This is a genomic window from Streptomyces sp. NPDC056987 (assembly GCF_042673865.1).
GTDB lineage: Bacteria > Actinomycetota > Actinomycetes > Streptomycetales > Streptomycetaceae > Streptomyces.
In genome coordinates this window covers 65,893-87,975 of the sequence record NZ_JBHURV010000011.1, presented here as the reverse complement: position 1 = coordinate 87,975, position 22,083 = coordinate 65,893, and the positions used below count along the sequence as shown (strand labels likewise).

Below are 22,083 nucleotides of genomic sequence, written 5' to 3'. Positions count from 1 at the left end.
CTTGTACATCAACTGACCTCGGGCGCCGACGGGGCCGTCACCGGACCGCTTCCTCCGCCGGGGTCCCGGCGTGGTGACGGCCGATCGGCAGCATCAGCGGGCGGCCCGAGACGGGGTCCTCGATGATGCGGCTGTCGAGGCCGAACACCGCGCGCACGTTCTCCCGCGTCAGCACCTCGGCGGGGGTCCCGACGGCATGGAGCCGGCCCGCCGCGAGGGCGATGAGGTGATCGGCGTACCGCGCCGCGAGGTTGAGGTCGTGCAGGACCATGACGATGGTGGTCCCGCGCGCCTGGTTCAGGTCGGTCAGCAGGTCCAGGACCTCGATCTGATGGCTCGCGTCGAGGAAGGTGGTGGGCTCGTCGAGCAGCAGCAGATCGGTCTGCTGGGCGAGCGCCATCGCGATCCACACGCGCTGGCGCTGGCCCCCGGACAACTCGTCCACCGCGCGGTCGGCGAGCTCCGTCGTGTGCGTCGCGTCGAGGGCGGACGCCACGGCGGCGTCGTCCCGCTCGCTCCAGCGGGAGAAGACGCCCTGGTGCGGATGGCGGCCGCGGCCGACGAGATCCCCGACGGTGATGCCCTCGGGGGCGACCGGTGACTGGGGGAGGAGCCCGAGCGTACGGGCCAGTTCCTTCGCGGGCAGCCGGTGCACCTCCCTGCCGTCCAGGACGACCCGGCCCGCGCGGGGCGCGAGCAGCCGGGACATCGAGCGCAGCAGGGTCGACTTCCCGCAGGCGTTCGCGCCGACGATCACCGTGATCCGGCCGGGCGGCACGGCCAGGTCGAGGGAGTCGATGACGACGCGGTCGCCGTAGCCCAGCGTGAGGCCCTCGGCCGCGAGTGAGTGGGTCGAGGTCACAGCGACCCTCCTGTCCGGTTGGTACGGATGATCAGATGGACGAGGTACGGGGCCCCGAGGACGCCGGTGACGACCCCGACCGGGTACCGGGTGCCGAAGGCGAACTGGCCGCAGAAGTCGGCGACCAGCACCAGGAGCGAGCCGACCAGTCCGGCGGGCACCAGCAGTGAACTCCCCGCCCCCACGATCCGCGCGGCGATGGGACCGGAGAGGAACGCCACGAACGCGATGGGACCGGCCGCCGCCGTCGCGAAGGCGATCAGCCCGACGGCGGCGACGATGACCGTGATACGGGTCCGTTCGACCCGGACCCCGAGGGCGGAGGCGGTGTCGTCGCCGAGCTGCATCGCGGAGAGATCGCGCGACCTGGCCAGCAGGACGGGGGTGAGCACCGCCAGGGCGGCGACGGCGGGCACGACCTGGTCCCAGCTCGCCCCGTTGAGGCTGCCGGTCAGCCAGCGCATCGCCTCCTGGAGGTCCCACTCGGCGGCCTGGGACAGGACGTAGTTGGTCAGGCTGTCGAGCATCGCGGAGATCCCGATGCCGATCAGGATGAGCCGGGTGCCGGCGACACCGCCCCGGAAGGCCAGCGCGTACACCAGGACGGCCACGGCGAGTCCGGCGGCGATGGCGATGACCGACACCTGGAACTCGCCGAGGGACAGGGTCACGATCGCGAAAGCGGCGGCGGCGCTCGCACCGGAGCTGATGCCGATGATGTCCGGGCTGGCGAGCGGGTTGCGGAGCATCGTCTGGAAGGTGACACCGGCGAGCCCGAAACTGAACCCCGCCACCATGGCGAGCACCGCCCGCGGCAGCCGCAGCCGGCCGACCGTGAAGGAGGCCCCCGGCACCTGCTCGCCGAGGACCACCCGGATCACGTCGCGCGGCGGGTAGAACGTCTGCCCGGCCATCAGGGTGACGCAGAACGCGACGGCGACGAGGACCGCCAGCGCGAGGACGACGACGCGCCGCCGGGACGCGCGGCGCACCCGGCCGCGGGCCGCCGCCCCGGCGGACGGCGGCCGGGTCAGGACCTTGGCACTCACAGGGCACGTACCTTCTGACGACGGACGATGTAGATGAAGAACGGGGCGCCGATCAGCGCCGTCACGATGCCCACGTCGATCTCCGCGGGACGCGCCACGACCCGTCCGACCACATCGGCGGCCGTGAGCAGCGACGCGCCCAGCAGCGCCGAGAACGGCAGCAGCCAGCGGTGGTCGACACCGGCCAGCAGGCGGCAGACGTGGGGAACGACCAGGCCGACGAAGGCGATCGGCCCGGTGACCGAGGTCGCCGCGCCGCACAGCACGACGGCGCCGAGCGCGGCCATGGCCCGTGCGACGGCGACGCGTTCACCGAGACCGGCTGCCAACTCGTCGCCCAGCGCGAGCGAGTTGAGCGCCCGCGCGGAGAGCAGACAGACGGCGAAGCCCACCAGGAGGAAGGGCAGGACCTGCCCGACGCGTTCGAAGGACGCCCCGCCGACCCCGCCGATCTGCCAGAGCCGGAAGCTTCCCGCGATGTCGTTGCGCGGCAGGACCACGGCGCTGACCAGCGAGGCGAACGCGGCCGACGTGGCGGCGCCGGCCAGCGCGAGCTTGAGGGGCGTGGTGCCGCCCCGGCCGATCGTCCCGACCGTGTACACGAACAGGGCCGAGAGCCCCGCGCCCACGATCGCGACCCATACGTACGAGGTCGGCGACGTGAGGCCGAAGTACGCGACCCCGGTGACCACGGCGAGCGAGGCGCCCATGTTGACCCCGAGGATGCCCGGGTCGGCCAGCGGGTTGCGGGTCACGCCCTGCATCACACAGCCGGCCAGGCCGAGCGCCGCGCCGATCACCGCGGCGAGCACCGTACGGGGCAGCCGCTTGGTGGCCGCCGCCCGCTCCAGGGAGTCGTCGGCGCCCCCGAGCGCCGCCCACACGTCGGACCAGGCGACATCGCGCGAACCGAACGCGAGGGACGCCACCATGATCGCGGCCAGCACCAGGAGCGCGGCGAGGAGCCACAGCGTCCGGGCGCCGGCCGGGCGCCGCGTCACGGCGGCGCCCGGCGGGCGCCGGGTGCCGGCCGTCGTCACTTGACCTTGTCCGCGGCCTCGGCGAGGGCGGCGACGTAGTCGTCCAGGACCCACGAGATCGACAGGGGCGTGGGGTTCGCCGCGGTCGCCAGGGGCGTGGTGCCGGGCAGCAGGTACGCCGAGCCGCGCTTCATCGCGGGGATCTTCGAGATCAGCGGGTCCTTGCGGAGGGTCGTGAGCATCTCGCCCTTCTCGTCGCCGTACCCGGTGATGATGTCGACGTCGTCGAACACGTCGATCTGTTCGGCGCTCCGCGTCAGGGCGAACTTCTCGGTGCCCTTGGACGCCTCCGTGATGCTGCCCGGGGTCTTCAGGCCGAGGTCCTGGAAGAACTGCGTCCGGGTGTCGTGCGTCGTGTAGAAGCCGATCTCGCTCACGTCGTTGGGGTCGACATGCGTCATGAACATCGCCGACTTGCCCTTGAGCTGCGGGTACTTGGCGACCGTCTTGCTGATGTCGCCCTCCAGGTCCGTGATCAGCTTCTCGCCCTCGTCTGCGAGCCCGATCGCCTTGCTGTTCGTCCGGATGATCTCGCGCCACGGCGTCGCCCACGGCGCGTCCGGATACGCCACCACGGGGGCGATCTCGCTCAGCGTCTCGTAGTCCTGCGCGGTCAGCCCCGAGTACGCGGCCAGGATCACGTCCGGCTCCGTGTCGGCCACGGCCTCGAAGTCGATCCCGTCGGTCTCGTCGAACAGCACCGGCGTCTCCGCCTTCAGCTCCTTGAGCCGCTCCTCGGTCCAGGGCAGCACGCCGTCGCCGTCGTCGTCGCCGAAGTTCGCCTTGGCCATGCCCACCGGTACGACCCCGAGCGCCAGGGGCACTTCGTCGTTGGCCCAGTTCACCGTGGCGACGCGCTGCGGCTTGGCCGGGATGGTGGTCTTCCCCAGGGCGTGCTCGACGGTCAGCGGGAACTGGCTCGAACTGCTCTTCCCGTCCGGGCTTCCGGCGCCGGTGTCCCCGGAGTCCCCGGTGTCGGTCGGGCTGCCGCAGGCGGTGAGACCCACCAGGGCGGCTGCCGCGGTGAGCAGGCGAAGGCGGTATGAAGGCATGGGTCCGTACTCAGCTTTCGGGGGTCAGGGGTGCCGGCCCTCGCACGTCCGGGTCGCGGGATGCCGTCGTGGAGCGGTGCACCGGGCTCGCACAAGCCGGTTAGGTAAGGCTTGCCTTTGTACTTTAAAGAGGTTGCCCCCGTGTCGCAATCAACCCTTTGGGTCAGCTGTTGTAGCGATCCGGACATACCCGGTCCCGGTCCCGGTCCCGGCCCCGGACCCCCGGGGTGCGGGCGACCGGCTCAGCGCGCCCGGAAGGTACCGGGGGTGAGCCCGGTCGTACGGCGGAAGGCCGCGCCGAAAGCACTGGCCGACCGGTAGCCGACCTGCTCGGCGACGGCCTCGACGTCCCAGCCCCGGGTGAGCAGGGCGACCGCGTGCTGGGCGCGCACCGCGGCCACCCAGCGCGCGAAGCTCGTACCCGTCTCGGAGTTGAAGGCGCGGGTGATCGTGCGGGGGCTCACCCCGAGGGCGCCGGCCCAGTCCGTCAGCGTCCGCGGGTCGCCCGGGTCCTCCCGTACCGCCTCGGCGATCGGGTGCAGCAGGGCGGAGGTGGGCACCTGTACGAGCAGTTCGCGCGGCGATGGCGCGAGTACGTCGAGCACCAGCGCCTCGGTCGCCGCCCGGGAGCGCGCGGCGAGCCCCGGATCGCCGAGCCGTTCGAGCAGCAGCCGCAGCAGCGGGGTGATCTCGACCGCGACCGGCACGTCGGAGATCGAGGACGTGGTGCCGAAGCCGAAGAAACTCGCGCGGAACCAGGTACCGGCGACCGCCGAGCCGGAATGCAGTGTGCCCGCGGGCATCCACAGGCCCAGCGCGGGGGTGATCGTCCAGACCCGCGCGCCGACCACCGCCGAGGAGACACCGCGCTCGTTCCAGAGCAACTCGTGGAAGGGGTGGGAGTGTTCGTCCCACACGGTGTCGTGTGCGACGACCTCGTCGTACCCCATGATGACGAAGGGCGTCTCCGTCGCGCCGGGCGCGAGGGCCGGCAGCGACCTGGTCTCCGTGGTCACGCGCGGGCCCCGCTCGTAGCGGGGCCGATGGTGCGGGAGACGCGTCGCATCCCGTCACCCTAACGGAGGCGGGAACACAGGCGGGCGGGGCCCCTCCCGAACGGGGGGATTCCTCAGACGGTGGCGAAGGCGGCGAGGACACCGGCCGCCAGGGCGGAGCGCTCGACCATGCCGCTGAGCGTCACGTGCTCGCCGCGGGCGTGGGCGCCGCCGCCCACCGCGCCGAGCCCGTCGAGCACGGGGGTGCCCGCGGCCAGGATGAAGTTCCCGTCGCTGGCGCCGCCCACGGCCGTCTCGCGCAGCTGGAGGCCGAGCGGCACGGCGCAGGCCCGGGCGACCGCGTACAGGTGCCCGACGCTCTCGGTGCGCTCGAAGACCGGACGGTTCCAGCCGCCGCCGAGTGCCAGACCCGTCCGGGGATCGAACGGGGTGAGGGCGGCCAGCGCCGTGTCCAGGCGGGCGCGTTCGGCCTCGGTCGCCACCCGGATGTCCAGGTGCGCGACCGCCTCTCCCGCCGTGACGTTGCTGCGGGTGCCGCCGCGCAGCACCCCCACGTTGACGGTGGTCCCGGCCGCCGGGTCGGCGAGGGCCTCCAGCGCCAGCACCTGACGGGCGATCTCGTTGACCGCGCTGGCCCCGCGCGTCGGGTCGAGCCCGGCGTGCGCCTCCTCGCCGGTGACGGTGAGGGAGAACAGCCCGACCCCCTTACGGGTCGTCTTCACCGCGCCGTCCGCGCTCGCCTCGAAGACCAGCGCCGCCCGGGAGCGCCGCGCCTCCGCGACGATGACATCGCTGGACGCCTCGCTGCCCGTCTCCTCGTCCCCGTTGAGCAGCAGGGTGCACTCCGGACGCGGCAGCCCGAGCGCCGTGAGCGCGCGCAGCGCCCAGACGGCCTGGACGAGCCCGGCCTTCATGTCGAACACACCGGGGCCGGAGATACGGTCCCCGTCCCGCCGGTACGACCAGTCCCGCAGGGTCCCGGTGGACCAGACGGTGTCGTAGTGGCCGACGAGCAGCAGCGGGGCGGCGGCCGGCGCACCGCTGCCCGCATAGCGCCGGACCAGGATGTCGCCCGCGCCGTCACGCGGGATCAGTTCCTCCTTCACGGGCGCGCCGAGAGCGGTGTCCAGCCAGCCGCGCAGCCAGTCGAGGCAGGCGGTGAGCGACGCCTCGTCGTCGCTGGAGCTCTCCTGCCCGGTGTACGCGGCCAGGTCGGCGTCCATCGCGTCGCGGTGCCCGTCGAGCCAGTCCCGGACGGCGACGGCCTGCGCGTCGGTGAGCGCGGGACCGGTGGGCAGCCCCTGCTCCGGCGCGCCGTCCGCGTCCGCCGTACCGCCGCCGGACGTTCCGGCGCCGCCGGAGGCGGTCAGCCGGTCGAGGGCCTCCAGACGGGACTCGGACATGGTGGACGGGTCCCGCTCCAGTTCCCGCAGACCGTCCAGGACGGCCCGGAGCACCGGCGTCGGCCGGCCCGCGCGCCGCGCGTACGCGAACACGTCCGTGTAGTGCGTGGTCACCTCCACCGGACGGCGGCGGACGGCCAGGTCGCGCCAGATGCCGCTGCGGTCCTTCGGCTGGGTGCGCAGCCACGCCGTCAGCCGGTCGCAGGCGGCGTCCCGCGCGGCCGGGTCGTGGTCCGGCCGGAAGGCGGGCGCCTCGAAGGCGTCGAACGACTCCAGCCGTACCCCGGCCTCGTCGGCCGCCGCGTACACCTCCGCGGCCAGCGCGTACATGGTGGGGCGGTGACGGTCCACCAGGTCCGCGATGGGGGCGTCGGCGAGGGCGGTCGCGGAGAGCATGGCACCGAACGCGGCCTTCGCCCACAGATAGCCCTCGACGTTGTCGGTGGCCCGGGCGGGCCCCCACGCCTGGAGGTCGGCGACCAGGGCGCGCACCCGGGGGGAGACGGGCGCGCCGCCCACCTCGCCGAGGACGAACGCGCCGGGGCCGCCGTCGCGCACCACGCCCGGTTCGACGAGGTCGGCGAAGATGTTGACGAAGGCGGCGACGGTGCGTTCCGCGCCGACGTGCTCGGCGATGAGGGCCTCGTTGAAACCGTTCTGCACGGAGACGACATACCCGTCCGGGGCGAGGCGCGGCGCGATCCAGCGCACGGCCGCCTCGGTGGCCTGCGCCTTGACACTGAGCAGGACGCGCCCGAGCGGCGGGCCCTGGTACGTGTCCGGGGTGGCGGCGTCGAGGCGTACGCTCTCGCGCTCCTCGCCGCGCAGGATGGTCAGCCCGTCCGCCTGGATCGCGGCGACGTGGGCGGTGTCGGTGTCGATGACGGTGACCTGGTGTCCGGCCGCCGCGAGGCGGTGGGCGAGGGTGCCGCCGATGGCGCCCGCGCCGACCACGGTGTAGGCATCGCCGGTCATGTGGTGGGTCCTTTCGTGGTGTCCGGGCCGTGACCCGGACTGCGGGGTGTGGAGCCGCCGGGCGGCGGCCACAGCCGGGGCAGATGGGTGGCGCCGGTGCCGCTGCCGCCGTCCACGCGCAGGATCTCGCCGGTCACCCAGGAGGCGTCGGGGCCGGCGATCCACACGACGGCGCGCGCGATGTCCGCCGGGGTGCCCGGCCGTCCCAGCGGGTTGACCGAGACGGCCGCGGCGTATTCGTCGGTGACGGGGTTGCAGGCGCTGTCGACCCCGATGAAGCCGGGGCTGACGGCGTTGACGCGGATGCCGTGCGGGCCCAGTTCGAGGGCCGCCGCGCGGGTCGCCATCTCCAGCGCCGCCTTGGAACTCGCGTACGGGCCGCCGCCGGGCCGGGCGCGCAGCGCGGCGCCGGAGGAGATGTTGACCACCGACGCGGGCCGCCCCGCGGCGGTCGCGCGGCGGGCCAGTTCGGCCGTGGCGAGCACCGGCGCCCGGGTGTTGAGCGCGAAGACCCGGTCCCAGTCGGCGGCGGTGACCTCGGCCATGTCGAGCGACGGGTAGATGCCGGCCGAGTTGACCAGCACGTCCACCGGCCCGTGGGCCTCCCAGGCGTCGCCGACGGCGGCGGCCGGGCCGTCCGGGGCGCAGAGGTCGTGGACCTGGTGGGCCGCGCCCAGCGCGCTCGCCGTGCCGGCGAGCCGGTCGGCGTCGATGTCCACGAGCGTCAGCCGGTGGCCGGCCGCGGCGAAGTGCTCGGCGACGGCCCGTCCGATGCCGCTCGCGGCACCGGTGACCAGTACGTGCGCCATCAGGAGAACTCCTTGTCCTTGGTCTCGGGCATGGTCAGGTAGACGACGAGGGAGATCAGGGCGGCGCCGGAGACGTACAGCCAGAGCTTGTCGGCGTGGCCGGAGTCGCTCAGCCAGGTCGTGACGTACGGGGCGGTGCCGCCGAACACGGCGACGGCCAGCGCGTACGGCAGGGCGATCCCGGTGGCCCGGACCTCCGGCGGGAACTGCTCGGCCATGATCACCGCGCAGTTGGCGGAGTAGCCGAGGATCAGCAGCATGCCGGTGAGCTGCACCAGGAACAGGACGAGGAAGCTGTCGTTCAGGAGGTGCAGCATCGGCCAGGAGAGGAGGACGAAGCCCGCGGCGAACGCCGCCAGGGTGGGCTTGCGTCCCAGCTTGTCGGAGAGCAGCCCGGCGAAGGGCAGCAGCACGATGAAGACGACCAGGCACAGGGTCTGCGAGAGCAGCGCCCGCTCCAGCGGGATGCCGGTGGTGAGATTGGCGTACGTCGGCAGGTAGTTGACCCAGATGTAGTACGTCAGTGTGCCCGCGACCGTGATGCCCGCGACCCGCAGCGCGGCGGCCGGGTGCTCGACGAACATCGCCTTCAGCGGGTTCTTGCGGTCCTGCCCCTCGGCCTTGGTCTCGTTGAAGGACTCGGTGTCCTCGACGGTGACGCGCAGCCAGAGCCCGACGAGGCCGAGCAGCGCGCCGATGACGAAGGCGGCCCGCCAGCCCCAGCTGTGCAGGGCGTCCTCGCTGAGCAGCGAGGTGAAGGCCGTGCCGAGCAGCGAGGCGATCAGGACACCGCCCGCGACGGACACCTGCTGCCAGGACCCGGCGAAGGCACGCCGTCCGGGCGCCGCGGACTCCACCAGGAACGCCGAGGACGAGCCGAACTCGCCGCCCGCGGAGAAGCCCTGGGTGAGCCGCGCCAGCAGCAGGATCACCGGGGCGGCGATGCCGATCGTCTCGTATCCCGGGGTGATCGCGATGATGAAACCGGCACCTGCCATCAGGCCGATGGTGAGGGAGAGCCCCTTCTTGCGGCCGTGCCGGTCGGCGTACGCGCCGAGGACGGCGGCCCCCACCGGCCGCATCACGAAGCCGACGGCGAAGACGGCGAGCGTGGAGAGGAGCGCGACCGCTCCCTCGGCCTTCGGGAAGAAGACATCCGCGATGATCTTCACAAAGATGCCGTAGAGGGCCCAGTCGACGAATTCGACGGTGTTGCCCACGGAACCGGCCACGATGGCCTTGCGCTGCTTGGGCGTGAGTTTGTGCGACGGGGCGGTACCGGATGCGGCGGTGTCGGTTTTCACGAGGAGGATCCTCGCCTTCCTTGGGAGCGTCACTGGGGACGGATCGGGCTGCGGGCGTGCGGGCCCGGTGTTTTCCCGTGGGGGGCGGCTCCGCCGGGCCTCTCGGGGCGGGGCGGAACCGGGGTCGACGGGCGCGCCGGGGGACGGGCGCGCGGGGTGCGAGCGGGGGCGTCCTGGGGTGGGGACGCGAGGGCGGCCGGGGCGGTCGCCGGCGGCGGTCCGGGGCGCCGGGTGGGGCGGCGGACGTGCGTACGAGGGGTGCGTACGAGGGGTGCGTACGGGGGTGTGCGCGTACGAGTGGTGTGTACGGGATGTCCGCACACCACCGGGGAGTACGGGTCAGACGGCCGGGCGGTGCGCGAGGCAGTGCTCCGCGATCTCCCGGTGGGTGGCGAACCACACCCCCTCGTGCCCGCCGATGTGCGCGAGCAGTTCGTCGAGCACGACGAGCCGGGAGCGGTGGCCGATGATGTGCGGGTGCATCGTGAGCTGGAACAGACCGCCCGCCGCGTACGCGGCGGCGAACTCGTCCTGCCAGATGCCGAGCACGTCGCGCGGCGCGATGTAGGGCCGCAGCGAGGCGAAACGCTCCATCATGAAGTAGGGCGCGTCGTCGCGGATCCACTCCACGGGGATCTCCACCACACCGGTCGGCTCCCCGTCCTCGACCAGCTCGTAGGGCTCGTCGTCGGCCATCAGCGAGGAGTCGTAGAGCAGTCCCATCTCACGGGTGATCGCCAGGGTGTGCGGGGAGAAGTCCCAGCTCGGCGTGCGGATGCCGACGGGACGTACGCCGCCGATCCGCTCCAGGGTGTCGGCGGCGCGGAACTGGAGCTCACGCTCGGTCTCCGCGGTGAGCAGGGTGTTGCGCTCGTGGATCCAGCCGTGGACCGCCAGCTCGTGCCCGGCGGCCGTGTAGGACTTCGCCTCCTGCGGGCGCAGCAGCGCGCAGACGGCGGGCATGAAGAAGCTCGCCGGCACGCGGTGCCTCTCCAGCAGGCCGAGGATCTTCGGCACGGCCACCCGGGCGCCGTACTCGCCCTGGGCGAGTTTGGCCGGGCTCGTCTCGCCGTCCCGCAGCGCCGGGGTCTCGTGGTCCGAGTCGAAGGACACGGCCACCGCGCAGCGCGCCCCGCCGGGCCAGCCGGCGGGTGCCAGGGAGCGCCCGGCGCGTACGCGTCCGACATGGCCGCGCCAGGTCGGCTCGTCCCATTCCCACGGCTGCTGCTGTTCGCTCTGCGGCATCAGAATCCGGCCTTCCGTGAGAGAAATGTGTCCCGGGGCGCCCCCGGCGACGTACCACTCCGGTCGCCACCGCTCTTGCGGGGCCGCCGGTGGTGGTACATCGTGGCCATCTCCCGTTCATCAACCCAGGAAATCGACGAGAATCGCCATGGATCATCCCCGGGTGAAGGATTCCGCCGCCCTCCAGGCCCAGCTCGACGAGACGGATCTGGCCATCGCCCACGCCCTCCAGATCGCGCCACGCGCCTCCTGGACGGCGATCAGTGAGGTGCTCGGACTCAGCGCGGTGACGGTCGCCCGCCGCTGGGGGCGGATCTCCGACCGGGGCCTGGCCTGGGTGACGGCGACCGGCAGCCCCGCCCTGTGGCGCTCGCTCTGCAACGCGTTCATCGACGTGGACTGCGGACCCGGGGCCCGGCGCGGGGTCGCCCTGGCGCTGGCCCGGGACCCGCGGACGAAGTCCGTCATGGAGCTGGCCAGCGGGCGCGACATCCACGTCAACGCCGTCACCCGGGACCTGCCGAGCCTGTCCCGGTTCATCCTGGACGGGGTGAGCCGGCTGCCGGGGGTGGTACGGGTGAACACCCAGATCACCACGCGCATCCTCGTCTCCGGCAGCGACTGGCGACTGGACGCCCTGCCTCGCGCGCAGCAGCAGCTGCTCCAGAGCGTCGCGGACGAGACCGCGCCGCGGCAGCCCGCCCCCGGCCCGCTGAGCGCACCGGACAGGGAACTGCTCCTCGCCCTCGCCCCGGACGGCCGGCTGCCCGTCACCGACCTGGCCGAGCGCACCGGCACCAGCCAGACCGCCGTCCGGCGCCGGCTGGCGCGCCTGGAGCGTACGGGGGCCGTCGCGTTCCGCTGCGAGATCTCCCAGCACATCACGGGCTGGCCGGTCACCTCGCTCATGTGGGCCAGGGCGCCGGTCGCGCAGCGGCGGCGGATCTGCGAACACCTCGGCCGGATGCCCGACGTCCGGCTGCTCACCGCCACCAGCGGCGAGACGAACATCCTCCTCTCCACCTGGCTGCACTCGGTCGACAGCGCCCATGACCTGGAGGACCGGATCGGCACCCAGTGCCCGGGGCTGGAGATCGCCGACCACGGCGTCGTACTGCGGACGCTGAAGCGGCAGGGCTGGATCCTGGACGAACTGGGACGCCGCCTGGAGAGCGCGCCCATCGACCCCTGGTACGACGGGGACATCGCGCTCCCCGATGTGCCCCTGTGACAAGAGTGTCTTATCGGACGCCGCGCGAGCATTTGTGGTCAATCAGCGAAGAAGAAGTGATGGAATCGTGCGCTCCTCCCGATGCTGGTCGGGCATCACGCACCGAGCACCGAGCAGTCGTTGCCGGTGCCGGTGTCCGCCGTCCGGAGGGACACGCATGAGGAATCCGTTACGCCGGGGCACCGCCGCCGCCGCCGCGGTCGCCGCCTCGCTCACCTTCTTGACCCTGACCGCCGCGCCCGCGCAGGCGGGGGTCAGCGCCGATCACGCCGGGATGACCTGGACGGTGGCGGCCAAGGGCGCGGACGGTACCGTCCGGGTCAGCTCCGACGCGGTGACCAACCCGTACCAGGGGGACACCCCCGCCTCCACCGCGCTGTCGGTGCTGTGCCTGAGAGTCACCGGCGCCGCCGTACCGGCCGGCGTCACTCCGGACTTCTACGCGGGCTGGGCCCGGGGAACCGTCGCGGCCACCCCGCCCGTACGCGGCACGACGCTGACCAGCCGGGCCGTCGCCGACAGCCTCTGCGTCCAGTACTACGGGGCGGGCTGGCGGATGGCCGAGTTCCACGACGGCCGGTACGGACCCGGCCTGGAGTCCTCCGGCGGCTGGTCCTTCTGGGCGTACGGCTACGTACCGGAGGGCGCACGCCTCTGGACCGCCGTCGACGACCAGATCGCCAACCCCTGGAACTGACGGTGGCGGAGCGGCCCGGGCGGGGGCTTCCGCCCGGGCCGCGTGCCTGGACGAGTAAGTCCGAAGTCCCGTCTGCGGGGAGGCGCCATGCACGCACATCCGCGGCGTTGTCGTCAGTCAACGACGCTCCGCGTCGCTTCCCTCCTCCGCCTTGCGGCTGCACGGACCTGACACCTCCCCGCCCGCCCCAAGGGGGCGGACGACGCTACTTCGGACTTACTCGTCTAGATGGAGAACCGCTCCTTCGCGAGCAGCGGGCGGACCCGGGCGCGGAAGCCTCCCGTACGGAACGGGCGCTGCAGCAGTCCGGGCCGGATCGCCTGCGCCAGGGCGGCCGCGATCATGCCCTGGTCCAGGGCCAGTACGAAGTCGCTCACCCGGCCCGTGGAGACGTTGACGGAGTCACGGAAGCCGTAGCCGTCGTGGTACGCGCCGAAGTCCCGGTCCAGCGCGCGCAGGTTGGCGACCGCCTCGCGGGGCGCGTACGGCAGGGCGAGGAAGGAGGCGTGCGGTGTGACCACCCCGTTGGTGAACGCGGACGGCGGTGGCAGCGGCGCGCCGTCCGTGGTGTACGTCCGGTCGGTGTTGGAGGCGTACCCGTCGACCTGCATGCCGATCGCGTCGACCCCGTACTCCTGGTACCCGCCCTCGGGAATGTTGGCGGGGGAGAAGCCCCAGTAGCCGTACGCCGCCTCCTCCAGGCCGTGCTCGATCTGGCCGCGGACGTACCGGTGGTGGGTGAGGCCCCAGGACCGGGGCGACCACTCCGGCTCCGGGACGAAGAGCGGCACCATCAGCGCCTCGAACATCGAACCGCCCCAGGTCGGGACGAGCGCGCGGCCCCGGTGGGTGTAGTGCCCCTGCCAGACGCGGACCCCGTCCATGACCTCGTACCGGCCCCCCGGGCGCTGCTCCTGCTCGTGTTCCGGGAGCATGGTGCGCAGCATGTGCCAGTAGTGGTCGGAGGGCAGTGAACCGTCCGCGATGCCCAGGTAACTCGCCATGCGGGGCTCGGTGTTGAGGGCCCCGTAGTGGTGTCCCGTCGGCTCTCCGGTGTCGGTCCAGAAGCCGCCGCGCAGCTGCCCCGGTCCGGCGACCGGGTCGGCGGGGTCGTACGGGGTGTAGTAGTACGACCAGTCGGCCGTGGCGAGCAGGCGGGCGATCCGGGGGCGCAGCGCGGGCGCGGCGTCGGCGGCGATGCGCAGCCCGGTGATCAGCCAGGCGTTGTCGACGGAGGAGAGGAAAGGGCGGACCGGGGCACCCGTCTCCGGCCACTCGGTCAGCACCGAACCGTCGTGCGCGTCGTACCAGTTGAGCCAGAAGCCGTGGTGGCGCTCCAGCTTCTCGACGGCGCCGACGGTGCGTGCCAGGCGGCGCTCCATGGTCCGGTCGTCGATCACGCCGAGGCCGGCGGCGGCGACGGTCGACCAGAGGCCGCAGCCGATGTTGGTCGGTGAGGTCTGGCGGGAGAGCACGGGGCCGCCGGCGGCACTGAGGTCGATCTTGTCGACGGCGAGACCGAAGTCGGTGGTCATCGCCTCGATGGAGCGGTGGGTGTCGCGGAACCAGCGCAGCAGAGGCGGAGCGGCGGAGTCCCGCGCCGCGGCGAGCGTGGAGGGCGCGGCGAGTGCGGAGGGGGCGGAGGCGGCGCCGAGGGAGAGCGCGGCGGCTCCGCTCCCCGCGGCGGTGAGAAACGTGCGACGGTCCATGACGATCCAGCTCCCGGTGGCAGAAGGGGACGGGGGAAGTTCCGTGACGTACGCGGTGCGGTTCAGGTGGCCGGGCGGCGCGGCCCGGGCGCCGGCGGACCCGTGACGGGCGCGCGCCGTGGCGGACCCGGGCCGTGGCGCCCGGCGGCGTACGGGGCCCGGTGCCGGTCAGGTGGCGCCGGGCCCCGTACGGGCGGCCCCGTACGGGCGGCTCCCAGCGGCGTACGGGGCCCGGTGTCGGCGTCAGTCGGCCAGGCGGGGGAGTGCGCGGGTGCGGCCCATGGCGCCCAGCCAGGTGGCGGACGGCTTGGGCCGCCGCTCGAAGGTCTCCGGGTCCCAGCCGATCAGGCCGAACGCGGGCTCGTACGAGCCCCACTCGTAGTTGTCCAGCGCGCTCCAGGCGAGGTATCCCTCGACGCGCAGCCCGTCCTGGAGCGCGGCGGCGACCTCGTTCAGCGCGCCGGTGTAGTAGTCGATCCGGCGGTGGTCGTCGTCGGTCGCGATGCCGTTCTCGGTGACGATCAGTGGCAGGTCGGGACCGGCGACCTCGGCGGTGTGGCGCAGCGCGTGGCCCACCGCCTCGGGGTAGTACTCCCACTGCGTAAGGGTGCGCTCGACGCCGTCGGCGGTGGGGATCGGGCCGTCGGCGCCGATCCTGGTCCGGGTGTAGGACTGCACGCCGATCCAGTCGTCGCCGCGGGCGGCCTCGATGAAGACGTCCTCGCGGGGGTGCCGGTAGGCCGCGGCGACCGCTTCGGCGCCGGGCAGCGCCTGGTAGACCTGGTTGGCGACGGTCCAGCCGACCCGGATGTCCGGGTTGATGGCGCGGACCTCCTTGACGGCCGCGTGGTGCGCGGCGATCACGGCGTGGGTGGTCTCCTCGTCCGGGGTCGGCAGCCCGGCCGGCGGGAAGCCGATGTCGCCGCGCCGGGCCTGGCCCGCCATGACGGCGATCATGTTGGGCTCGTTGATGGTGCAGACGTGGTCGACGCCCTCCGAGATGACCGGGGCGCAGGCCGCGACGTACCGGGCGAAGAGTTCGGTGGCGCCCTCGGAGGTGAAGCCGCCGCGCTCCTCGAACCACTGCGGCACGGTGAAGTGGTGCAGGGTGACCATCGGGCGCAGGCCGCGTTCGACGGCGCCCTCGACCATGCGGCGGTAGTGGGCGAGTTCGGCGCGCGAGAACCGGCCCTCCGCGGGCTCGATACGCGCCCATTCGATGGAGAAGCGGTAGTCGGTGAAGCCGAGCCCGGCCAGTACGTCCATGTCCTCGCGCCAGCGGTGGTAGCTGTCACAGGCGTCCAGGCTGGGCTCCTGGATGTGGGTGCCCGCGGTGTGTTCCTTGACCCACCAGTCGCTGTTGGTGTTGTTGCCCTCGATCTGGTGGGCGGCCGTGGAGGCGCCCCACAGGAAGCCTTCGGGGAACGGAACGTGGGTGTGCGTCATCACGAGATGTCTTTCCGGTGCGTGGAGGGGGAACGGTCGGCGTGGCGTGGCTCGCTCGGCTACTTCATGCCCGCCGTCGCGATGCCCTGCGTGAAGTGCCGCTGGAGGGCGATGAACACCACCAGGACGGGCAGCACGATCAGGAAGGAGCCGGCCATGAGCATGCCGTTCGAGCCGCCGGCCTGGTTGGGGTCGGTGGCGAACGTGGCCAGGGCGACCGGCAGGGTGTACTTGTCGGGGTCGTTGGTGGAGATGAGCGGCCAGACGAAGTTGTTCCAGGACCCCAGGAACGTGAAGATGGAGAGCGTCGCCAGGGCGGGCTTCACCAGGGGCATCACGATCCGCCAGAAGATGTACCACTCACCGGCGCCGTCCATCCGGGCCGCTTCCAGCAGTTCGTCCGGGATCGACTGCATGAACTGCCGCATCAGGAAGACCCCGAAGGCTCCGGCGGCGAACGGCAGCACCAGACCGGCGTACGAGTCGATCAGCCCCATCCTGCTCATCAGCACGAAGAGCGGGAGCAGCATCAGGTTGCCGGGCACCATCAGGGCGCCGAGCACCAGTCCGAAGATCTTGTCGCGGCCGGCGAAGTTCAGCTTGGCCAGGGCGTACCCGAGCATCGAGCAGAACACCAGGTTCGACACGGTCACGAGGACCGCCACGATCAGCGAGTTCATGAAGTGGAGCGGCAGATCGAGCTTGTCGAGCAGGTCCCGGAAGTTGTCCAGGGTCCACTCGGCCGGGATCCACACCGGCGGACTGGCGGTCAGCTCACCGGGGGTCTTGAAGGCGGACACGGCCATCCACAGGAACGGCGCCGACATGACGAGCAGGCCGAGTGTGAGCGGCGCGTGGACCAGGATCCACCGGCCCGCGGACCGGCCCCGCCGGGGAGGCCCGGGCTGCTGGGACGGCGTGGTCACCGCGCCGCCCGGTGTGCTGGAGGCGCTCATTTCGTGTTGTCCTTCAGCAGTCGGAGCTGTAGCACCGTGATGGCCATGATCACTACGAAGAGGACATACGCCATGGCGCTCGCATAACCCATGTGGAAGAAGTTGAAGCCCTCGCGGTACATGTTCAGCGACACGGTGAGGGTGGAGTCCGAGGGGCCGCCCTGCGTCATCACGAACGGTTCTTCGAACACGTTGAGGTAGCCGATGGTGGTGATGACCGTGGCGTAGAGCAGTGTGGGACGCAGCAGCGGAACGGTGATCCGGCGGAACTCCTGCCAGGCTCCGGCGCCGTCCAGCCGCGCCGCCTCCCGTACCTCGGTGGGGACGGCCTGGAGCCCGGCGATGAGGAGCACCATGACCGTGCCCAGATTGCGCCAGACCGCCATCGCGATCAGCGAGGGCATGGCCAGGGCCTCCGAGCCGAGGAAGTCCGGTGCGGTGAGCCCCACTTCGGAGAAGAGGCCCGCCACGAGTCCGTCGCTCGGATCGAGCACGAACCGCCAGACCACGGCTACCGCGACGATGGTGGTGACCACCGGGGCGTAGAAGCCGACGCGGAAGAAGGTACGTGCCCGGTCGATACCGTTGTTCAGCAGGACCGCGACGACCAGTCCGAGCAGGACCGTCAGCGGGACGCCGACGATGACGAAGTACGCCGTGTTGAAGAGCGAGGTGAGGAACGTGTCGTCCTGGAAGAGCTTGACGTAGTTCTCGAAACCGATGAACTCCGCGTCCAGCGGGCGTGTGACATTGCGCAGCCCGAAGTCGGTGAAGCTCATCGCCAGCGTGGCGAGGATCGGGACGGCCATGAAGACCAGGAAGAGCACCAGGAAGGGGGTGGAGAACAGCCAGCCGGCCACGTTCTGCACGCCCATCGAGGGCTTCCGGCGCCTTCGCGGCCCCCCGGGCCCGCCGGCCGGGGGCGTGACGACGCCCGTCCCGGCCCGCACCTGGGCCGTCCGTGCGGCCTTTCCGGTCGTGGTGCTCATGGTTCCTACTTCACGAGCCCTTCGATCTGGGACCGCGCGGTCTTCAGCGCGTCCTCGGCGGACGCCTTGCCCTGCGTCACCTTGGCGATGGCCTGGTCCACCTTGTCGGTGATCTCCGTCCACTCGGCCAGCGACGGGGATGCCTTGGCGGTGTCCATCTGCTTCTTGAAGACCTGGAGGTTCGCGTCACCGGCGAGGTCGCCGGAGGTCCAGGCGGCCGTGTTGGCCGGCAGGTCCTTGGTGCGCTCGTACCAGTCGGCCTGACCCTTGGTGTCGGTCAGGTACGTGATGAACCGGGTCGCCGCGGCCTTGTGCTCACTGTCCTTGGAGATCACCAGCGACGAGCCGCCGGCCATGGAGACGGAGGCCGCGTCGGCGGGCACGTTGGCCACGGCCCACTTGCCGGCGATCTGCGGCTGGCCCTCGTTCAGCAGGGTGACGTGCCAGGGGCCGCCGAAGAACATCGGGACCCGGCCGTTGCCGAAGTCCTTCACCACGTCGTAGCCGGGCTGCACGGACTTGTTCGACAGGCCCTTGTCGAAGTACGCGCCGTACTCCTTGAGCGCCTTGACGGCCTGGGGGCTGTCGATCACCACCTCGCCCTTGTCGTCGACGATCTCGCCGCCGGCCGAGTAGAGGAAGGAGTAGAAGCTCTGCACCGTGTCCAGGCCGCTGGGCTGGATGGACAGGCCCCACTTGGTGCCGGCCTTCTGCTGGTACGCGGTGGCCAGGTCGCGCATCTCCGGCCAGGTGGCCGGAGCCTTGCCGACCCCCGCCTTCTCGGCCAGGTCGGTGCGGTAGTAGAGGACGCGGGTGTCGACGTACCACGGCACGCCGTACGCCTGGCCGTCCACCTCGCCCTGCTGCCAGCCCGCGGGGAAGAAGTCCTTCTTGTCGAAGGTCTTGGTGTCGACCGGCTCCAGCACACCGAGTTCCGCGAACTCGCCCAGGTAGCTGCCGCCCATCTGGGCCACGTCCGGCAGGGTGCCCGCGGCGGCCGCGGAGACCAGCTTCTGGTGGGCGACGTCCCAGCCGACCGGAGTCACCTTGACGGTGATGTTCGGGTTGGCCTCGGTGTACTTCTCGGCCACATCCGTGAGCTTCTCGCCCTCGGCCCCCATGGCCCAGACGGTGATCGTCTGCTTCGCGTCCGCGGCGACGTCGCCGCCGCCCGAGCCGCCGCACGCGGTGATACCGAAGGTGAGGGCTACTGCGATACCGGCCGAAACGGTTCTGGCGGTGCGGGGCATGGAGGGCTCCTCCTTGAGCAATCCGATGTATGCGCTGCCTGTAAGCGCATACATCACTCTGCTGCAGATGGCTGGAAATGCGCAAGAGGATGCCGGGTCACACTCGTGCAACGTGCGGGCCACCCCGCGGACACCGGCCGGGTGTGTGGACGAGTGTGCGGATGGTGCACGGACGGGCCTTCGGCGGTCCGTGAGGCGGTACGGCTGCCTCAGTCCCCGCAGCCGCAGCTCGCGCGCCGGACGACGGAGACCGGCAGTGTCAGCGAGATCGGGGCGCGCTCGCCGTCACCCAGCCGCTGTACCAGCAACTCCACCGCCTGCTCGCCGAGTTGGCGCATCGGCTGCCGTACGGTGGTCAGCGCCGGTTGTACGATCCGGCTCAGCGGGATCCCGTCGAACCCCGTGACCGCGATGTCCTCGGGGACCCGCACGCCCCGCCCGTCCAGTGCGCGCAACGCGCCCACCGCCATCTGGTCGTTGGCGAAGAGCATCGCCTCGGGCCGGTCGCCCGGCCGGTCGAGCAGCGCCTCCGCGGCCCGCGCCCCCTCGGCCCGGGTCATCATCCCGGCCCGCAGATCGGGCGCGTCCGGCACCGGCAAACCGGCCTCCCGGCACGCCTCCTGGAAGCCGGAGAACCGTGCCTCGGCGTCCGGGGAGTCGGCGTCGCCGCCGACGAACGCGAGCCGGCGCAGCCCGTGGTCCTCGATCAGATGGCGGGCTAGCGCGCGCTCGCCGTCGGCGTTGGCGACCACGACGTGGTCCAGGTGGTCGATCTCGCGAGGCCCGGCCAGCATCACGATCGGCAGCCGGTTCGAGATCACTTCGAGGTCCTCGGTCGGCACGGTCTGCGCGAGGACGGCGAAGCCGTCGACCCGCCCGGCGACCTTCGCGACCAGGCTCTCGGGGCCGCCCTCCAGCGACGCGGAGATCAGCAGTGCGTAGCCGTGCCGCCGGGCCGCCCGCTCCATGCCGCGGATGATCTGGTCGGAGTAGAGCATCACCGCGTCGTCGGCGTCGCCCTCCGCCTCCGCGTCCGCCTCGGCGTCGGGATCGGCGTAGTCCGGGAAGCAGAGGCCGAGCACACCGGTGGTGCGGCTGGCCAGACCCCGGGCGCTCCCGCTGGGGACGTAGCCCAGCGCGCGAGCCGCCTCCAGGACCCGCTCGCGGGTCTGCGCGCGCACCGATCCGGGGTTGCGGTAGACCCGCGAGACGGTGGCGATGGAGACGTCCGACCGCTCGGCGACGTCGTATACCGTGGGCGCGCTCACTCGACCGACCGTCCGCTTCTTCCGCCGTACCTGGGTACGCGCTGATGCCTGCCACCGAACCGCTATGAAAGCGCATTCATCCTAGATCGCCGGTCACGCGCCGAGCAAGACCGCCCGGTGCGGCCCGCCGGCCGCACCGGGCCAGCCGACCGCATCGGGGGCGCCCGCCGCACCGGGCGCCGCCGGGTCAGCGGGTCAGGACGGGCGGGTCAGGAGACAGGCGCCGACGGCTGCCTGGCGAGTCCCTCCAGAGCGCTGTCCGCGAGCAGATGGCCGACGGCTTCGGGGGAGAGCTCGCCGTCCGGGGAGAACCACTCCGTGGCCGAGTTGAGCATCCCGATGATGGCCAGCACCGCGATCCGGTGATGCTTCACCCGCCGGAACTCCTTCTTGCGGATGCCCGTCCGCAGGATGCGGGTGAAGATCTCCTCGTACTGCCTCCGCAGCTCGATCACCTGCTCCTGGAGCGGAGGACTCAGATACGTCCACTGGTGGAACGCCACACGGGTCTGGAGCAGGGTGTCGCCGAGGACGCACATGTGCGCGACGATGGCACGGCGCATCCGGTCCGGTCCGTTCGTGCCGGGCTTGATCGCGGCCTCGATGGCGTCGAGGTAGTTCTGGATCCCGCCCTCGATGATCCGCAGCAGTATGTCTTCCTTCTTGCGGATGTGCACGTACAGGCTGCCGGGAAGGATGCCCACCGCGTCGCTGATGTCCCGCATCCCGACGACGGGATACGTCTTCTGACCGAACAGCTGGATGGCGGCCGTCTCGATGCGTTCGACCGAGACGGGGCCCTGTCCGGCCTCCGTTTTCCGCGACTTGGACGGCGCTGCCAAGAGATGTACCTCCCCGGGAGTTTCCTAACAAGTGATTGTACAGGGGAGGTGATCAGCGCCCGGGCCGCGTCATGCGCGTGGAGGTTCGTCGGATACGGTGCCGTCCTCGTTCCGGGCGCGGTTGAACACCGGTGGGCGGCGTTCGAGGAAGGCGTCGATGCCCTCGGAGAGGTCGTCGGTGTGGTGCAGCGCGGCGACGGCCCAGTAGCCCGAGTTCATCGCGGTCGCGAGATCGACCTGCCAGCCGGACCGCAGCGCCTGTTTGGTCGCCTCGACCGCCCGCCACGCCTTGGCGGCGATGCGTCCGGCCAGTTCCACCGCGGCCGGGATCAACTCGTCCGGCTCGACGACCCGGTTGACCAGCCCGATCGCCAAGGCGCGCTCCGCGTCGACGAGATCTCCGGTGAGGGCCAGTTCCGCGGCCGTCCCGGACCCCACCAGACGCGGCAGGAACCAGGACCCGCCGTTGCCCGGTGGCAGCCCGAGATTGATGTAGGTCTCCCCGAGCCTGGCCGCCGTCGAGCAGATGCGCAGATCACAGGCGAGCGCCAGATCGAGGCCGCCCGCCGTGGCCCCGCCGTTGACCGCCGCCACGACCGGCAGGCGGGAGGCGGCGATCCGCTGGGTGACCGGGAACAGGGCCCTGGCGTTGTACGGTTCCTGCTCGACGGCGAGACGTTCGTCGAGGTAACGGCGCATGGCGTGGAGGTCCGCGCCGGCCGAGAACTGCCGCCCGGCGCCGGTGAGGACCAGACAGCGCACGGACCGGTCGGACTCCAGCTCGGTGAGGGCCGCGAGCAGGTCACGGGCGAGTTCCGGGACCACTCCGTTGCCGTGGTCGGGACGGTTGAGGGTGATCAGGACGACACCGTCCGCGACGCGCGCGTGGAAGAGGGTGTCGCGCTCGACGACATCGGTGGGACCGGCGGAGGAGGACATC

General features: G+C 71.9%; 19 protein-coding genes. 2 read left to right on the top strand and 17 right to left on the bottom strand.

Annotated features, from left to right (window positions below):
- Positions 1-37 precede the first annotated feature (37 nt).
- The 9 genes from ACFTZC_RS15345 to ACFTZC_RS15305 form a co-directional block, all read right to left on the bottom strand.
- Complete coding sequence (locus ACFTZC_RS15345) at positions 38-862, bottom strand: ABC transporter ATP-binding protein (protein ID WP_382889737.1); 825 nt, start codon at positions 860-862, stop codon at positions 38-40.
- A complete protein-coding gene (locus tag ACFTZC_RS15340; RefSeq protein WP_382889736.1) occupies positions 859-1,911 on the bottom strand; it encodes a FecCD family ABC transporter permease in 1,053 nt (350 codons plus the stop codon). The genes ACFTZC_RS15345 and ACFTZC_RS15340 overlap by 4 nt, the downstream gene beginning before the upstream one ends.
- Positions 1,908-2,951 carry a FecCD family ABC transporter permease gene (locus ACFTZC_RS15335; RefSeq protein WP_382889734.1) on the bottom strand — a complete coding sequence of 348 codons (1,044 nt, stop codon included), beginning with the start codon at positions 2,949-2,951 and terminating at the stop codon, positions 1,908-1,910. Before ACFTZC_RS15335 ends, ACFTZC_RS15340 begins: the two co-directional genes overlap by 4 nt.
- Entirely contained in the window at positions 2,948-4,003 is a 1,056-nt protein-coding gene (locus ACFTZC_RS15330) for an iron-siderophore ABC transporter substrate-binding protein (protein ID WP_382889732.1), read from the bottom strand. The genes ACFTZC_RS15335 and ACFTZC_RS15330 overlap by 4 nt, the downstream gene beginning before the upstream one ends.
- A gap of 242 nt (positions 4,004-4,245) precedes the next feature.
- Positions 4,246-5,019, bottom strand: a complete 774-nt coding sequence (locus tag ACFTZC_RS15325) for an AraC family transcriptional regulator (protein ID WP_382889730.1) — start codon at positions 5,017-5,019, stop codon at positions 4,246-4,248.
- Positions 5,020-5,132: 113 nt separating this feature from the next.
- On the bottom strand, positions 5,133-7,397 hold the full coding sequence (locus ACFTZC_RS15320) for a 2-dehydropantoate 2-reductase (protein WP_382889728.1): 2,265 nt from the start codon (positions 7,395-7,397) through the stop codon (positions 5,133-5,135).
- Complete coding sequence (locus ACFTZC_RS15315; protein WP_382889726.1) at positions 7,394-8,206, bottom strand: SDR family NAD(P)-dependent oxidoreductase; 813 nt, start codon at positions 8,204-8,206, stop codon at positions 7,394-7,396. Before ACFTZC_RS15315 ends, ACFTZC_RS15320 begins: the two co-directional genes overlap by 4 nt.
- Positions 8,206-9,510, bottom strand: a complete 1,305-nt coding sequence (locus tag ACFTZC_RS15310) for an MFS transporter (protein WP_382889724.1) — start codon at positions 9,508-9,510, stop codon at positions 8,206-8,208. Before ACFTZC_RS15310 ends, ACFTZC_RS15315 begins: the two co-directional genes overlap by 1 nt.
- A 339-nt stretch (positions 9,511-9,849) precedes the next feature.
- Complete coding sequence (locus tag ACFTZC_RS15305; protein ID WP_382889722.1) at positions 9,850-10,755, bottom strand: polysaccharide deacetylase; 906 nt, start codon at positions 10,753-10,755, stop codon at positions 9,850-9,852.
- Between the two features lie 163 nt (positions 10,756-10,918).
- On the opposite strand from ACFTZC_RS15305, the gene ACFTZC_RS15300 reads away from it, so the two are divergent.
- Together ACFTZC_RS15300 and ACFTZC_RS15295 are read left to right on the top strand one after the other, a co-directional pair.
- Complete coding sequence (locus tag ACFTZC_RS15300) at positions 10,919-11,986, top strand: Lrp/AsnC family transcriptional regulator (RefSeq protein ID WP_382889720.1); 1,068 nt, start codon at positions 10,919-10,921, stop codon at positions 11,984-11,986.
- A gap of 157 nt (positions 11,987-12,143) precedes the next feature.
- Positions 12,144-12,683, top strand: a complete 540-nt coding sequence (locus tag ACFTZC_RS15295; RefSeq protein ID WP_382889718.1) for a hypothetical protein — start codon at positions 12,144-12,146, stop codon at positions 12,681-12,683.
- Between the two features lie 224 nt (positions 12,684-12,907).
- Here the strand turns inward: ACFTZC_RS15295 and ACFTZC_RS15290 are convergent, their stop codons facing one another.
- The 8 genes from ACFTZC_RS15290 to ACFTZC_RS15255 form a co-directional block, all read right to left on the bottom strand.
- Positions 12,908-14,392 (bottom strand): glucoamylase family protein, encoded by a 1,485-nt coding sequence (locus tag ACFTZC_RS15290; RefSeq protein ID WP_382889715.1) that lies wholly within the window; start codon positions 14,390-14,392, stop codon positions 12,908-12,910.
- Positions 14,393-14,635: 243 nt separating this feature from the next.
- Positions 14,636-15,838: a glycoside hydrolase family 1 protein gene (locus tag ACFTZC_RS15285; protein WP_382889714.1), complete on the bottom strand. Its 1,203-nt coding sequence runs from the start codon at positions 15,836-15,838 to the stop codon at positions 14,636-14,638.
- A gap of 59 nt (positions 15,839-15,897) precedes the next feature.
- Positions 15,898-16,794, bottom strand: a complete 897-nt coding sequence (locus ACFTZC_RS15280; RefSeq protein WP_382889712.1) for a carbohydrate ABC transporter permease — start codon at positions 16,792-16,794, stop codon at positions 15,898-15,900.
- On the bottom strand, positions 16,791-17,783 hold the full coding sequence (locus ACFTZC_RS15275) for a carbohydrate ABC transporter permease (protein WP_382889710.1): 993 nt from the start codon (positions 17,781-17,783) through the stop codon (positions 16,791-16,793). The genes ACFTZC_RS15280 and ACFTZC_RS15275 overlap by 4 nt, the downstream gene beginning before the upstream one ends.
- A gap of 5 nt (positions 17,784-17,788) precedes the next feature.
- Complete coding sequence (locus ACFTZC_RS15270) at positions 17,789-19,033, bottom strand: sugar ABC transporter substrate-binding protein (protein WP_382889708.1); 1,245 nt, start codon at positions 19,031-19,033, stop codon at positions 17,789-17,791.
- A 209-nt stretch (positions 19,034-19,242) separates the two neighbouring features.
- Positions 19,243-20,301: a LacI family DNA-binding transcriptional regulator gene (locus tag ACFTZC_RS15265; protein WP_382889706.1), complete on the bottom strand. Its 1,059-nt coding sequence runs from the start codon at positions 20,299-20,301 to the stop codon at positions 19,243-19,245.
- Between the two features lie 209 nt (positions 20,302-20,510).
- On the bottom strand, positions 20,511-21,143 hold the full coding sequence (locus ACFTZC_RS15260; RefSeq protein WP_382889704.1) for a TetR/AcrR family transcriptional regulator: 633 nt from the start codon (positions 21,141-21,143) through the stop codon (positions 20,511-20,513).
- Between the two features lie 69 nt (positions 21,144-21,212).
- Complete coding sequence (locus ACFTZC_RS15255) at positions 21,213-22,082, bottom strand: enoyl-CoA hydratase/isomerase family protein (RefSeq protein ID WP_382889702.1); 870 nt, start codon at positions 22,080-22,082, stop codon at positions 21,213-21,215.
- Between the last annotated feature and the right edge of the window lies 1 nt (position 22,083).

Coding starts and splice junctions, on each gene's coding strand:
- ACFTZC_RS15280 (WP_382889712.1), bottom strand. CDS start 16,794: ATGAGCGCCTCCAGCACACCGGGCGGCGCGGTGACCACGCCGTCCCAG.
- ACFTZC_RS15320 (WP_382889728.1), bottom strand. CDS start 7,397: ATGACCGGCGATGCCTACACCGTGGTCGGCGCGGGCGCCATCGGCGGC.
- ACFTZC_RS15305 (WP_382889722.1), bottom strand. CDS start 10,755: ATGCCGCAGAGCGAACAGCAGCAGCCGTGGGAATGGGACGAGCCGACC.
- ACFTZC_RS15330 (WP_382889732.1), bottom strand. CDS start 4,003: ATGCCTTCATACCGCCTTCGCCTGCTCACCGCGGCAGCCGCCCTGGTG.
- ACFTZC_RS15255 (WP_382889702.1), bottom strand. CDS start 22,082: ATGTCCTCCTCCGCCGGTCCCACCGATGTCGTCGAGCGCGACACCCTC.
- ACFTZC_RS15270 (WP_382889708.1), bottom strand. CDS start 19,033: ATGCCCCGCACCGCCAGAACCGTTTCGGCCGGTATCGCAGTAGCCCTC.
- ACFTZC_RS15315 (WP_382889726.1), bottom strand. CDS start 8,206: ATGGCGCACGTACTGGTCACCGGTGCCGCGAGCGGCATCGGACGGGCC.
- ACFTZC_RS15275 (WP_382889710.1), bottom strand. CDS start 17,783: ATGAGCACCACGACCGGAAAGGCCGCACGGACGGCCCAGGTGCGGGCC.
- ACFTZC_RS15285 (WP_382889714.1), bottom strand. CDS start 15,838: ATGACGCACACCCACGTTCCGTTCCCCGAAGGCTTCCTGTGGGGCGCC.
- ACFTZC_RS15290 (WP_382889715.1), bottom strand. CDS start 14,392: ATGGACCGTCGCACGTTTCTCACCGCCGCGGGGAGCGGAGCCGCCGCG.
- ACFTZC_RS15295 (WP_382889718.1), top strand. CDS start 12,144: ATGAGGAATCCGTTACGCCGGGGCACCGCCGCCGCCGCCGCGGTCGCC.